Origin of the sequence: Pedobacter terrae (genome assembly GCF_036946585.1) — a bacterium.
Classification (GTDB): domain Bacteria; phylum Bacteroidota; class Bacteroidia; order Sphingobacteriales; family Sphingobacteriaceae; genus Pedobacter; species Pedobacter terrae_C.
The window spans coordinates 34,546-49,085 of record NZ_JAQIIV010000014.1 but is presented as its reverse complement, the minus strand read 5'-3'; the positions used below and the strand labels follow the sequence as shown (position 1 = coordinate 49,085).

Annotated in this window: 11 protein-coding genes; 4 read left to right on the top strand and 7 right to left on the bottom strand. The window is 37.4% G+C overall.

What is annotated here, in order from left to right; genetic code table 11:
• Window positions 1-24 precede the first annotated feature (24 nt).
• Window positions 25-951 carry a bestrophin family protein gene (locus PGN18_RS16635; protein ID WP_335320729.1) on the top strand — a complete coding sequence of 309 codons (927 nt, stop codon included), beginning with the start codon at window positions 25-27 and terminating at the stop codon, window positions 949-951.
• Between the two features lie 250 nt (window positions 952-1,201).
• On the opposite strand, the gene PGN18_RS16630 is transcribed toward PGN18_RS16635, so the two are convergent.
• Window positions 1,202-2,728: an IS1182 family transposase gene (locus PGN18_RS16630; RefSeq protein WP_335320728.1), complete on the bottom strand. Its 1,527-nt coding sequence runs from the start codon at window positions 2,726-2,728 to the stop codon at window positions 1,202-1,204.
• Window positions 2,729-3,256: 528 nt separating this feature from the next.
• Window positions 3,257-5,215 carry a DNA topoisomerase (ATP-hydrolyzing) subunit B gene (gyrB, locus tag PGN18_RS16625; RefSeq protein WP_335320727.1) on the bottom strand — a complete coding sequence of 653 codons (1,959 nt, stop codon included), beginning with the start codon at window positions 5,213-5,215 and terminating at the stop codon, window positions 3,257-3,259.
• An 810-nt stretch (window positions 5,216-6,025) separates the two neighbouring features.
• Between gyrB and PGN18_RS16620 the strand changes: the two genes are divergently transcribed.
• Together PGN18_RS16620 and PGN18_RS16615 are read left to right on the top strand one after the other, a co-directional pair.
• Window positions 6,026-6,625 carry an OmpH family outer membrane protein gene (locus tag PGN18_RS16620; RefSeq protein WP_335320726.1) on the top strand — a complete coding sequence of 200 codons (600 nt, stop codon included), beginning with the start codon at window positions 6,026-6,028 and terminating at the stop codon, window positions 6,623-6,625.
• A 107-nt stretch (window positions 6,626-6,732) separates the two neighbouring features.
• Window positions 6,733-7,062: a nucleoside deaminase gene (locus PGN18_RS16615; RefSeq protein WP_335320725.1), complete on the top strand. Its 330-nt coding sequence runs from the start codon at window positions 6,733-6,735 to the stop codon at window positions 7,060-7,062.
• A gap of 198 nt (window positions 7,063-7,260) precedes the next feature.
• Here PGN18_RS16615 and PGN18_RS16610 read toward each other — a convergent pair whose 3' ends face one another.
• Window positions 7,261-9,186: a TlpA family protein disulfide reductase gene (locus PGN18_RS16610; RefSeq protein WP_335320724.1), complete on the bottom strand. Its 1,926-nt coding sequence runs from the start codon at window positions 9,184-9,186 to the stop codon at window positions 7,261-7,263.
• A gap of 93 nt (window positions 9,187-9,279) precedes the next feature.
• Between PGN18_RS16610 and PGN18_RS16605 the strand changes: the two genes are divergently transcribed.
• Window positions 9,280-10,023 carry an EcsC family protein gene (locus PGN18_RS16605; protein WP_335320723.1) on the top strand — a complete coding sequence of 248 codons (744 nt, stop codon included), beginning with the start codon at window positions 9,280-9,282 and terminating at the stop codon, window positions 10,021-10,023.
• A gap of 28 nt (window positions 10,024-10,051) precedes the next feature.
• Here the strand turns inward: PGN18_RS16605 and PGN18_RS16600 are convergent, their stop codons facing one another.
• From PGN18_RS16600 to PGN18_RS16585, 4 genes are all read right to left on the bottom strand, one after another.
• On the bottom strand, window positions 10,052-12,703 hold the full coding sequence (locus PGN18_RS16600; RefSeq protein WP_335320722.1) for a hypothetical protein: 2,652 nt from the start codon (window positions 12,701-12,703) through the stop codon (window positions 10,052-10,054).
• Entirely contained in the window at window positions 12,693-13,520 is an 828-nt protein-coding gene (locus tag PGN18_RS16595) for a GLPGLI family protein (protein WP_335320721.1), read from the bottom strand. Before PGN18_RS16595 ends, PGN18_RS16600 begins: the two co-directional genes overlap by 11 nt.
• A 92-nt stretch (window positions 13,521-13,612) precedes the next feature.
• A complete protein-coding gene (locus tag PGN18_RS16590; protein ID WP_335320720.1) occupies window positions 13,613-13,921 on the bottom strand; it encodes a hypothetical protein in 309 nt (102 codons plus the stop codon).
• An 85-nt stretch (window positions 13,922-14,006) separates the two neighbouring features.
• A complete protein-coding gene (locus PGN18_RS16585) occupies window positions 14,007-14,399 on the bottom strand; it encodes an RNA-binding S4 domain-containing protein (RefSeq protein WP_335320719.1) in 393 nt (130 codons plus the stop codon).
• Window positions 14,400-14,540 lie beyond the last annotated feature (141 nt).

The window sequence follows — 14,540 nt, the reverse complement described above, 5'->3', positions numbered from 1 at the left end:
TTACCAACCATTAAACTTTATATTATGCTATTACGAAATAATATTCCGCTCACTTATATATTCGGAAAGATCAAAAAAGAGCTTCTTTTTGTTATTGGTTACTCTATAGGTATTGTGATTTTGTATGAGAACCTTCACGTTACCCGCATTTCTATTCCTGTTGCAGTACCCGCATTACTAGGAACAATCATTTCGCTTTTATTAGCCTTTCGCTCTAACCAGGCCTATGATAGATGGTGGGAAGCCAGGATCCTTTGGGGCGCCATCGTTAACGATTCGAGAACCTTATCGCGCCAGATCTTGTCATTTGTAGAAAATCCCTATGAATTAGACGAAATTGAAGAATTTAAAGCCAGGTTTGTAAAACGGCAGATTGCCTGGTGTTATGCCTTAAGTCAGGCTTTGCGGGGTTTTAATCCCCGAAAAGGTTTAGAAGAATACCTTTCTGCAGAAGAATTTGATTTCATTAAGAAACGTAAAAATGTAACGGCTACCATTTTAGAGTTACATGCCATGGATTTAAAAAGAGCATTACAGGAAGGCTGGATCAATAAATATCAACAGATAGAAATAGATAAAACAATAACAGGTTTATGTAACCATATGGGTGGATCGGAAAGAATTAAAAACACTGTTTTTCCGGTAACTTACAGTAAGTATATCAACATGTCTATCCATCTATTCATTGTATTATTGCCTTTTGGATTGCTAGAATACTTTGGCTATATGGAAGTTCCTTTAGTGGTGGCAATTGCTGCATTCTTTTTACTGGTAGAAAAAATGGCGGTTCACCTTCAGGATCCTTTTGAGAATAAGCCTACGGATACCCCAACTACAACCATCTGCAGAACCATTGAACGCGATCTTTGCCAGATGTTGGATGATAATAAAATCCATGAGGATAAACCTCAAACGGAATTGGCTCAAGTGGGATCATATTACATCTTGTAAATCACCCCACAATGCCTAAAATAAATCTCTTTACCGGGATGGTTAGTTAAGCACAATGGTTTTTCTTTGGATATAGAGTAGCCGTTTGCTATAGTTGTATAATTACAAAGAAGCCGTCTCATAAGTTAATTATGAGGCGGTTTTTTATTTCAATCGATTTAGCTAGTCTATCAGAAAAGATTATTGTATGAGCCTGCTTTCATTCTTTTTGATGGTTAAGAGCGTGTTACCAGGTAAAAAGCCTTTTTTCTTAGGCTTTCCACTTTCTGAGGTTATGAGCGATGGACAATAAGCCTATTTCGACCTCGGTTTTGGACAGTTCCTTCAGCAGAAAGCGCCTGAAGCCGTGATTATGCTTTAGTTGGGCAAATACCGGTTCTACATCAGCGGGCCGTCGTTTCCGATATTTAATTCCTTGTTCGGTATTTAATCTTTCCTTCGCTGCCTGCTTGTGTTTTCTCAGGCCGTGATTGACTTCAACAATCCTGTTGCCTGCTGCTTTATTACATACACCCCGCATGGGGCAAGCCTCACAGTTCGGCGCCTGGTAACGGCTTATTAGCTGTACAAAGCCCGATGAGGTGACCCGCTGCCCCTCACCGATATGTTTCATTCGCTGACCCATTGGGCACACCATGTAGTTCTCCGCCTGGTTGTAATGCAAGCTATCGTTACTGAACGCCTTGAGGCCATTTTTTTGTTCCTTGTCGAAGGTATTGTATTTGATATAGGCTTCGATACCTTTTTCTTCCAGTACGCCATAGTTCTCATCCGAGCCATAACCTGCGTCAGCTACTATGGCTTTTGGCCTTTCATTATAAAGGGTTTCATACCCCTCAAGGTGTGATTGCAGGGTTTGGTAATCGGTTGAGGTCTGGTGAAGTGAGTAGTTAATTATGAACTGCTGCTGTGTACTGATCTGCAGGTTGTAGGCTGGTTTAAGCTGTCCGTTTAGCATATGGTCTTCTTTCATCCGCATGAATGTGGCATCCGGGTCGGTCTTGGACATGCTGTTGCGGCCTGCCAACAACTTTTCCTGCTCCTCATACTTCTTTAGGTTCTCCGGCCAGTGCTTCTTTGCATAGTTCAGCTTTTGCCTTACTTTCTTATCTACCTCTTGTTTATCATCTAAGGCTGCATTGATCCTGGCAATAGTTTCCTTTACTTTCTCCGGATTTACTTCTTCAAAAGTTAAAGGGGCTGTATCCTTCAGTTCCTCTGCGGCAATGCTCTGCGCGTAACCCCATAGTTCATCAAGCTGGGCCTTCATCTTCTCTTTATTCGCTTTGATGCTTTTGCCCCATACAAAGGTGTACCTGTTTGCCGCTGACTCGATCTTGGTTCCGTCAGTGAACACGGCCTCCTTCAATGAAACAATGCCTTCCTGCTGTAATAACAACACGATCTGTGAGAAGATCTGCTGAAGGACACCTGATAATTTCTCGCTTCGGAAACGGTTGATCGTGTTATGGTCAGGCTTTTTCATACCTAATAGCCACATGAAATGAACGTTCTGTGCCGCTTGATCTTCCAGCTTACGGGAGGAATAAGTATTGGTCAGATAACCGTAAACCAGCAACTTCAGCATCAGTCGGGGATGGAAGCTTGATGCTCCGCCACCTTTATACTTGCGGTTGATCGGTTTGACGTCTACCTGGTCAACCACGTGTTTAACGATCCGTACCGGATGACCTGCCGGTACCAATTCTTCCAGTTTGTACGGTAAGAATGTCAACTGGTCAGGGTCATATTCCTTAAAGACTACTTTGCCTCCCATGCCTTTAAGATACCAAAAAATTACCTTAAAACAAAAGAAGCTGCCTCACTTTTGAGACAGCTTCTTGTTTTTTGTAGTCAGAGTTGCTGTCTAAAGTGCTATTAACCTGAATTCGATTAAAAATCCAGTTTAAATGATCCCTGTAAGATGTTTTCAATTCAGAGTCTGAACCAAGCCTTAGCGAGCTCACCGAAGGTAATTCATTTCAGGGTCTTTCATGATAAAAAGATGCTGACCATGCGGTAGCTACAAGGCCATTGAAAACACTATTCCTTACTTGTAAAATAATTCGGCACGACGAATAGAGCGAAATCAATCGCCTTTAGCGTACTATTTTTAACAAAAGTCATTGAATTCAGGTTATTCAATGATGAGAAAAATCAGATATAGTTTAAGGGAGTAACATCTTAAACCATTATCATGCCTCCAACCGCAGTTGGAGAAACTAACGACACAAATAACAAAAACCCTCCCCAAGCTTGTCTTGAAGAGGGTTCAACATTAAAATCCTATGACGGGATTTAAGAATTAAGCATCAATTTTTGCATACTTTGCATTACGCTCAATAAAATCTCTACGTGGAGCAACCTCATCTCCCATTAACATCGAGAAAGTATGATCACATTCTGCTGCACTTTCAATGGTGGCCTGCATTAAGGTACGTGTAGCAGGGTTTAGTGTAGTATCCCAAAGTTGCTCAGCATTCATCTCTCCCAAACCTTTATACCGTTGAATATGTACGCTATCTTCTTTACCCGCACCTTTTAAACGTTGTACCGCGGCATCGCGCTGTGCGTCATTCCAGCAGTATTCAAAATCTTTACCTTTTTTAACCTGATAAAGCGGTGGAGATGCAATGTAAACGTATCCTGCTTCGATCAAGGCCCTCATATAACGATAGAAGAATGTTAAAATCAACGTGGTAATGTGCGACCCGTCGATATCGGCATCCGTCATGATTACAATTTTGTGGTAACGGAGTTTGGTTAAATTTAAAGCTTTATTATCTTCAGGTGTACCGATGCTAACACCGATAGCGGTAAACATATTTTTGATCTCGTCGTTTTCATAGATTTTATGCTCCATCGCTTTCTCCACATTCAGAATCTTACCTTTTAAAGGTAAAATTGCCTGTATGTTACGGTCGCGACCCTGTTTAGCGGTACCACCCGCAGAGTCACCCTCAACCAGGAAAATCTCACATCTTTCCGGATCACTATCTGAGCAATCGGCCAATTTACCAGGTAAACCTGATCCACCCATTACACTTTTACGTTGCACCATTTCACGTGCTTTACGGGCTGCGGCACGTGCAGTAGCCGCCAAGATTACCTTATTGATAATCATTTTGGCTTCTTTCGGGTTTTCTTCCAGATAATTACCCAGAGCCTCTCCTACCGCAACATCAACCGATCCCATTACCTCACTGTTTCCAAGTTTGGTTTTGGTTTGTCCTTCAAATTGCGGTTCTTGTACCTTTACCGAAACAACTGCGGTTAAACCTTCTCTAAAGTCATCACCGGTGATTTCCATTTTTACATTCTTTAATAAACCTTCCTTATCGGCATAGTTTTTTAAAGTACGGGTCAATCCCCTACGGAAACCGGCAATGTGTGTACCACCCTCGTGGGTATTGATGTTATTTACGTAAGAATGAACATTTTCTGCATAACTGTCATTGTACTGGAAAGCCAGCTCAACAGGAACACCATTCTTGATTCCTTCAATATAAATCGGCTCTGCAAGAATAGATGTACGTGTATCATCTAAAAAAGCTACAAACTCTTTTAAACCACCTTCTGAATGGAATGTTTCTGAAAAGAAAGTGCCATCATCCAGTTTTTCACGCTCATCAGTTAACGTTAATTTAATCCCTTTATTTAAGAAAGCTAATTCACGTAAACGGCCGGCTAAAGTATCGTATTTATATTCGGTAGTTTGTGTAAAAATGGTAGGATCTGGAGTGAATGTTACAATCGTACCACGTTTATCAGTAGTACCAACTTCTTTCACATCATACTGCGGAACGCCAATTTTATACTCTTGCATCCAGATTTTACCTTCGCGGTGTACTTCTGCTTTTAGATCTGTAGATAAGGCGTTAACGCAACTTACTCCTACACCGTGCAAACCTCCTGATACTTTGTACGTATCTTTATCAAATTTACCACCCGCGTGTAAAACCGTCATTACGATTTCAAGGGCAGACTTATTTTCTTTTGTGTTAATTCCGGTCGGAATACCACGACCATTATCTTCAACCCTGATGGAGTTGCCTTCTAAAATGCGAACATCAATGGTATCTGCATGACCGGCTAATGCCTCATCAATAGAGTTATCTACAACTTCGTAAACCAAGTGGTGCAAACCTTTTACACCAGTATCACCTATATACATAGAAGGGCGCTTACGCACCGCTTCCAAACCTTCTAAAACCTGTATATTATCTGCCGAATAATTTGACTTTAAATCCTGTTCTTCGCTCATATTTTAATTAAAAACAATAAGTATCAAAAATACGGAAATTTTGCCACTTAAACTAATATGTGGATAATTTTTGGCTGTTAAGGGATTGAGGCAAAAGCCTCTATTATTGGATTAAAAGGGGGTTGAAAAGCAAAACCAGCATTTCAATCTATGTCTCCTCCCGCTTTCCATTATAAGTCCCGCTGAAGAAGCAGGAGCTTTACATTTCTATCGGGTTTAGGAGGCCAAATTGGTGGTGCCTTTGAATGGATTATCCACGAAATGTTCCCCCGGGAATGAAAAAACATCTCGTTTTTTTTTAACGGGCAAGTGTCCCTATGGTTTTTTTTCACAATAGCAAAAATTAGCCGCTGCTTCATTGATGCTGGTTATTAATGATTACGGTTTTAATCAGTGATAAGCGGCCTGCGCCAGGGACTTAACAAATACTTGCCTTCCGTTCCGTTATGGACGATTCATGGGTAGCCAATTATTTAATTGGCGTTTTCATTCCTTAGGAACGTTTGATGCTACAAATTTGCTATAGGCATCATGCAACCCAGATAGTTGCACATCCTGCGCCACCTAAAACTGATCGCAGCGGGCATGCAATAAAGCAAACAGCAGGGCAAGCAGCCGTTTGAGACACAGCCATTGCTTTTCAGATCAATGCTACCCAAATTGAGCGACTGGCGTTAGGCGCTTAGCGATTAGTAAATTAAATGCTTACACTGCGCAAAACGCAAAGCACCCTTCTATCACAATAGCCCTTTCTTTAAATTGCATATCAAAACTAATTTATATAAGTTTGCTAAAATTTATTAAACAAGAATGGAAAGAAGAACCTTTAAAACCTTTGGTTTACTTGCAACGGCAACTTTGATAACTGCTTTCTCTGCATGTCAGAACAAAGAAACTAAAACTACGGAAACTAAAAAAACAGAGGGTACTACTGCACCGGTTTCTCCAGCGGAGAAAATTGTGTTTGTAAACTCCGACTCGTTACTTACAAAATATGAATACTTCAAAGATCTTAAAGTGAAATTTGAAGGCAAAAGTAAAAGTGCTCAGGCAGACATGCAGGCTAAAGGTCAGGCTTTTCAAAGAGAGGTAGCAGAATACCAGAAATCAGCGCAAACTTTATCGGCCGATCAACGCAAAAGTACTGAAGAGCGGTTGGCAAGGAAACAACAAGAGTTACAAACTTACCAACAAAACGCTGGTGGTGCTTTACAAAATGAGCAAGCTGCTGAAAATGAAAAGCTTTATGATAAAGTGGCTGATTACCTGAAGGGTTATGCTAAAGAAAAAGGTTATAAAATGGTTTTAACTTACTCAAAAGGCAACAGTTCCATTTTATTTGCCGATGAAAGTTTAGATGTGACTTCAGAAGTAATTAAAGGCTTAAATGCAGAATACAGCAAAAAATAAACTAAAAGATATTCAAATCTGGATGCCCTGACCCAAATCGGGGCATTTTTTTTGCACCTAGTTTTCAGATCATTTGGCAAGCAAGCCATCCACTTAAATAGAACAACATGGAAAAACAACACCAAGAATATATGCAGATGGCTATCGACCTATCGGTACAGAATGTAAGTGATTGCATAGGTGGGCCGTTTGGCGCAGTAATTGTAAAAGAGAGTAAACTGATTGCCAAATCGGCCAATAAAGTTACTTCAACAAATGATCCGACGGCACATGCAGAGGTTTCGGCCATCAGATTGGCCTGTATCGAATTAAATACTTTCGATTTAAGTGGATGTGTAATTTATACTAGCTGCGAACCTTGTCCAATGTGTTTAGGTGCTATTTATTGGGCAAAAATTGATAGCAATCTATTATGCAAACACCAAAGCAGATGCTGATCATATTGGTTTTAGCGATAAATTCATTTATGATGAGCTTGATAAAGCAATGGAAAGCAGAAGCCTACCAATAATCCAGCTAATGCGCGACGAAGCTTTAGCAGCCTTTAGATTATGGGAAAACTCGCCATTGCGGGTTGATTACTAAACAACAAAAGGTGCCGATAATTCAGCGCCTTTGTTGTTAAATCGAGGCGTTTATTTACTCGATTCTTTAGCAGCTAGCAATCCCACCATGGCGTCTATTTCTTTCACTACGCCATCATCAGAACCTGAGAATCCCACAGCTTTAAACCTGATGTTACCATCACCATCTATGACAAATTTGGTAGGGATTCCATCAACTTTATAAGCACTTACTACATCAAATTTTGAGGAGTCTTTGGCATTTTTAGTATCGTAAAGCACATTAAAATTATATTTCTTTTCGGCAATAAAATCGGCAACCACTTTTTCCCTGTTGTCCTCATTTTGCCAGGTATTTACAAACAAGAATACCACATTGGGGTTGGCAGAATATTTAGCCATGGCTTTTTGCATACCCGGAAAAGACGCTACGCAAGGGCCACACCAGGTTGCCCAGTAGTCTAAAATCACTATTTTACCTTTCAAGCTGGCCAAACTAACTTTTTCGCCTTTTAAATTCGTTAGTGAAAATGCAGGTGCAGGGATATTGATCATTTTTTTGGCCCATGCTGCCCTTTCTTTTTCTGAAGCGGCTTTTTCTAAGCTGGCAATATAGGTTTGGTAAGTTCCTTCTTTCTTTAAACTGCTGTAAAGTCTTTTAAAATGAGCCTTTAAAGAATCGGTGGCCTTACCATCTTTGATTAGTTTTTCTGCCTCCGTATAGGCTTTATTATCCTGTCCATCTTTAATCAGGTAGGTAACATAACGTTCTGAGACATCTGGCGGAACACTTGTATACATCGGTAAGGCTTTCTCTTGTGCAGCCAATGCTTCTTTAATTTTGCCCTGATGAAAAAGCAGTAAAGCATAAGTATCGGCATACATGCCATAAGCGCCATCTAGATACTTGAGGTAATCTTCTTTGGTATTGTAATATTTTGGCAGCTCATCATTACGTGATGCGTCTATAAGCTCGAGCGATTGTTTGGAAAGTTTTGCAGCCAAATCTACATTTTCCTTTTTCTCGGCAGCTTCCCAGGCAAAACTATTGTAAAGACTTGCCTGGGTCATTTTGTCGGTTACTTTCTCCGCATAATATTGAAACTTATCAAGATCTTTCGCTTTTAACGCGCCATTTGCCATCATGCCATAAACAGCATTCAGTTTGCCGACATCAGCTTTTTTGTTTTGATCGAGTTTAAATCTTAAGATCAATTCTTCTGCTTTCTGTATTTGCGCAGCAAGATCTTTCGCACCATAAAGTGCATTCATTCCATCATTCCAGGCATAGTTTCCAGTTGGATATTTTTTAAGCACAATGGCTTTAACTGAATCCGCTTGTGTTTTTTTCTTTAAAAGCGAATACAACCCGATAACAGTACTCAAATCCTCTTCTTTAGCTTCTCTCAATTTAGATAAAGCCGAAATATTCTCGTTGATGAGTTTTGTCCCTTTATCCTTATCTGCTTTATACTCGAGTGATAGGTATTGCTGTAGGTTTTTCTTCTTCAGCTCCGGCTTTAAGGCGAATGCCTGCTGATATAAAGAAACTGCTTTTTCAGGATCAATGGTAAGTCCCAAATAATAATTCCCGGCCAATCCGTATAAAAAGGCTTCGTTAAGATAGGCTTCAGCAGGTACTTTTCCACCTTTGGTAAATTCAAGGACATAACCGGCAGGAGCTTCATCTTTCTGATCGCCACCGGAAAAAGCAAGTCCAACCACAGTAACACTATCTGGAGTGGAAATTTCCCCTCTATAAATTGCCCCCTCTTTTACCAGCTCAACTTTCTTGCTTTTCGGATTGGTTGTATTAAAAAAAGTATAACTTGTACATTTTACATCGGCCAGATTTTCCAGATTGGTTCCTTTTGGATCATAGGTAAATTTAACGGTACTTCCTGCCGCAGGTTGATCAGCAGAAAATTTTACTCCCTGTGCATTAACTGCTCCCGCAGCCAACACCAGTAAACAGAACAATTTTAAGGTTTTCATCATGAAAGGATTAGATTTGAATTATAAACTAAATATATAGTTTATTTATCATTATTCATAAGTTTTTTTTGTCAAATTTTAAGGAATAATTATTGCATGATAGTAAGCATGACCTATGAACAAAAAATCAATAGCGAACTTAATTTCTGGAAGTTTAAAGCTTTACAGAAACCTTCTCTTTTAAATAAGGTGACTGATAAAGTTCAGAAGAAAATAAACAGCTACATACCTGACAAGGTTCATGATGCCATAACCTCTGCCATAAAACAAATGGTTAAGGCGGTATTATTTGGTTCTACCTTTACCACTTCGAAACCCATTACCGATTTAACTTTGATGCACCGGGAGGCATTAATTAAGCAAAAGATTGAAAATTATAAAAAAACAGGTGCTGCAGAAGGCGGAATTACAGGCGCTGGTGGTTTTTTAATGAGTCTGGCTGATTTCCCCTTATTACTGGGCATAAAAATAAAAATGCTTTTTGATATAGCTGCTGTTTACGGCTATGATGTTAAAGACTACCGCGAACGTTTATATATTTTACACATTTTCCAATTGGCCTTTTCAAGTAAAGAAGAAAGTCAGAATATTTTCATAAAAATGCAGGACTGGGATGATAAAGCGCATTTATTACCCACCAATATTGATGAATTTGATTGGCTCACTTTTCAGCAACAATACCGGGATTATATCGATTTGGCCAAATTGGCGCAGATGTTACCATTTGTGGGTGCAGCAGTGGGTGCCATTGCTAATTATAAATTAATTGAGAGATTAGGTAAAACAGCCATGATGAGTTACCGGATGAGGTATTCTGATATAAATCTTAAAATAAGTTAACGATTATGATAATAAAATATGCTTTACGCTAAAATCTAAAATTTGCTTTCACCAGTATGATTCGCGGGTTTAGTCTATATTTACTATATAAAGTACTGTAATCACTGACCAGAATAGCATCATAATTTCTGTTGTTAAAAATATTATCCAGATTTAATGATAAATCTGCTTCATTTTTCAATTTGTATATGATACCTGAACTTAAATAAACAAACTCATTGGTTACATTCTGATTGGAATGAATTATCTGATGCTGTAAATCAAACTGAATATTGATCTTGTCTATCAGATTAAAGTCCATAGTCATATCCTGATTAAATGACTTATTATTTGTTTTAACCACACCAGGTATATTATTGGTCAACAAATTATACTGAGCCATATATTTTAATCTCAGGAAATCAAAAGGTCTGCTATTTAAATTAAAAGAGATGCCATGAATAATATTATTTGACCGGAGCAACTTCTCATTCAGATATATCTGTCTTGATGAAAGGTCCAATTTATAACCGATTTTAGCTGTCGACTTTAGATTAAACAGGTATTTACTCATGCTTGAATTCAGACCAAATGTTTTAGTGTAATTAGAAATCCCCAAATTACTGTTAAGATTATAATTATTTGTTATAGAACGGTCTTCAATAAAATTGTCCCTTCTTAAGCCAAAAGAAATATTCGCATTGAAGAACAGGATTTTGACGTTATTTATTGATTCAAAATTTACCCCCAATCGATGGCTTTCCGATTGCCTCAATGCATTCCCCTGATTGGATGAGAGCGTTAGGTAGTCAGTAATAATTAATCCCTGATAGATGTCGGCTATAGTACCAAGTCGCCTGTCATAATTGTATCTGAAATTGAGTTTCTCTTCTTCTCGTCCCAGCGAGGTTTTGAACAAAAAATTAGGATTGAAACGAATAGTAGTCGAGTGATTATCCAGTTTATTTTCCGAATCATTATATGTAATATCTGTAGCACTTAAAGGCAATTGAAAAACAAATTCATTTTTTTTGTTACTACTCTGATACCTGAATTCCGGCTTAAAATAAACTTCAAAATTAGTCCACTTTAAACGATTGATATATGGAGAATCTTGTAGTCCATCAAAGCCATTTGAATTTTCGATCCAAATATTAGTATTTAACTGCTGCCTGTCGATGGAAAAACCTAAACTATAATCCTGATAAATATTTTTAGATTTCCTTTTAAAAGAAATGGAATTATCAGTTTTAAAAAATGGTAAACTTTTCAACTGATTCACTGGCTGGTTAAATTGCAGATATTCGAAGCCATTTGGTAAATCCAATATCTGGTAGTCTTTATTAAAGCTGGTTTTTGAATAAAAATTATAAAAACTCTTACCAATGTTTTTTAAAATCCTGAAATTATTTTCAAAACCATTTAGTCTGGAATAGAGATCAGGTAGAAGCCTATTATTATTTAAAACAAAGTCTCCATCCGCTGTACGACGATGCAAATTAACAGATAAATCATTCTCGATATAGCTTTTATAGGTATTAACATTAATGTTGGCATTAAAAGTGATATGATGTTCATTAATTACACTGTTTTTATTTTCAAACCTGATCAATTCTGTATTCGGGAGGTAATAGGCTGTGCGACTTGAAGCGAGCTCTCTATTTTTTGAGTACAAATAATTCACCCCTAACTTTAGAGTTAAATCATTTGACTTAGATTTAAAAAAGTCATTAGTACCAACCAATAAACTATTGTTGTTAAAGTAAGTTTGTTTGTTGATTGGTGGTGGACTAATCATTCCTAAATCTAAATTAACATTACCAGAACTATTTTCATTTCCGAACAACGACGATACTTCTGGTTCATAGTCTACGCCATTATTATTTGTTTTTAAGATATTAATGGTTTTGTATCTGGGTTTGAATGCTATTGTATTATATTGACCATTATATTTATTTTTTACGCCTGCTCCAACTTCAGCTGTATGGATAAATTTGATCTTAGCCTTATTGTTAAGTTTTAAATTTATGGCTACATTTTCACTATTAACAACTCCTTGTAAAAGTTTTATCGGCTGATCATTTTGTATCACTTGTATTTTATCAACCAGATCTCCCGGAACATTTTTAGTGGCCAGGTTATATCTACCACCTAAAACATTGTCGCCGTCAATATAAAAATTAGATATGGGCTTTCCATTAAAACTAATCTGCCCTGATTTCTCAACAGTAATTCCTGGCATATTTTTAAGAACATCTTCTACAGTTCTATCATATTTATATCTGAAATCACTAACCAAATAATTTAGCGTATCTGCATTTTTTCTGATTATCGGTTTATCTGTTTTAATAACAACTTGCTTTAATGATACAATATTCTCTTTTAAAGTAATATGTTCATTTTTTGAAAGTAAGTTCAATGTTCTTTGTATCCCAACATAACCAATCGCTGTAATTTTTAAAAATAAATTTTTCTGTGGCAAAGAATCTGGAATAGTAATGCTAAAAAAACCCTGATAATCAGTGGTCTTGTATATTTTTCCGATCGAGGTATTTCTCTCAACCACAATGATATTTGCACCAATTATCGGCTTCCCCAGCGAGTCGGTAACCTTACCCTGAAATTTTGTTTGGGCGTAAGTATTTAAAAAAGTGAAAATCATTGCAACAACCAATGAAATGCAACTTAATTTAATGGTCACTTTTTTCGATTGGATTATTTATAGGCACAGGTTTTTTAAATACAGGAGTATTGCCATTTGCATCTACGGCTACAACCGTAGCCTCAGCATTGGGATTTGAGAAAAGATCAGGATTATCATAGTAAGCTTTTACTAACTTTTTATATGCTGCCTGAGTTACACTATTATAGTTTTTAGGCAATGCAAAAGCAGATTCAAATCCGTTAGCTCCCGGCTTTAGAAATTCCACAAATTTAAAAAATACTTCTGAACGATCATCATTAGCTTCCATAATCAAGCCTGGTAAGCCATTTAACTTCCATGGCCCGAACGGATAAGGTATGTCATTACAAAACCAGACGATATAATTACGCCCTCTAAAACGGCAATCCGCTCGCTGACATATCCAGTCTCCGATTTTTTTAGTCTCGTTCTTTATTGTCCACTGAATATTCCAGCTATCATTAGTGACTAAGTATTTTTTACTTAGAATTCTTTTATATTCCAGAAGTTGTTTAATGGGATAGTTAAAAAAAATAGCATTTCCCGAAGCCGGCTTCAAGCCTGAAGTATTTACACTGCCTAAACCTTTACTTTCAGCCTCTGCATATCGCCTGTTTCGTTCTATGCCATCTAAAATTTCTTTGTAACTTTTATACAGAGAAGCGCTTTTTGAATAAAACAAAACCATTTGTTCTTTAATAGCTTTTTCTCGGTCAGCGGTATCTAAAACATGCGTAAAATTATAAATTACCCCATCAGTAATTTCAGTTTCAATATCCTGTGCAAAATTTTTAATGCTTAAAGAGCAAATCACGATCACGAATAAATATTTCATGTTCTGTTTTTGATGAATTGATAACAAATTGAAAATAAAAAACATCAGAACCATTAATAGACAATAGTTCTGATGAAAAAAACACGACAAGTTTATTCAGCTACGATAGGGCCGTTATAACAACCAGTACTGGCGTTGTAATGATCTGATTTCCATTGATCTATCCCATCTTGCAGGGCCTGCGCACTACAATTGTTACATGATGCTGTTACAGTCCATTCAACCCCGCAGTTATCAGTAAAGGTTTCTTTTAGTTCTTTTTTCCTGTGCTGTTGCTTTTTGAGGTTAATAGCATAAGCATCTAGTTTATCTTTACTAGTGCTTTTTTGAGTGTGGTTCTCGACTGCGAAAGTTGCCGTTGAGAAGAATAAAGCGGTTAAAATAAATAGGATTTTTTTCATGACTTTTAAATTTTAGGTAAAAATTAAAATACGTCAGTGTTTTTTTTTACGTAATTATAAAAGTAATTATACAAAAAATCAAATTTTATTCAAAAAAATTGTCTAATAAATCATCAGTCTCTCTTCTGTCTTTTTTGGTCGGCCTCCCTTCGCCCTTGTCTCTCTTCAAACTTGGCGCATGAAACATAGATTTAAAAGCATGTGTTTCTTCAACAGGCGTTAAATCTTTATATTTCGTTAAGGCTGTTGGCGAATCTGTTCTGTTATACGAAAGTTCTACCACTTCGATAATTTTCTTCTCAATACCTTTTGACACCTGATAAACATCACCAACTTTTACAATAGCAGAAGGTTTAATGTTCTGCCCCTTAAGTTTCACCCTACCCGCTTTGCAGGCATCAGTAGCCAGGCTCCTGGTTTTAAATAACCTGATTGCCCATAAATATTTATCTATCCGAAGTTTTTCTATCTCTGTCATCAAATACAAAAGTACGTAATTAGGTTAACTGTTTAAACCGGTTAGTCAGTTAACCAATTCAAACGATTAACCAGTTAACCAAGAACAAAACAATTTATACAATAAACCCTTTAATAAACAAAAATTGATTTATTTTGCGTA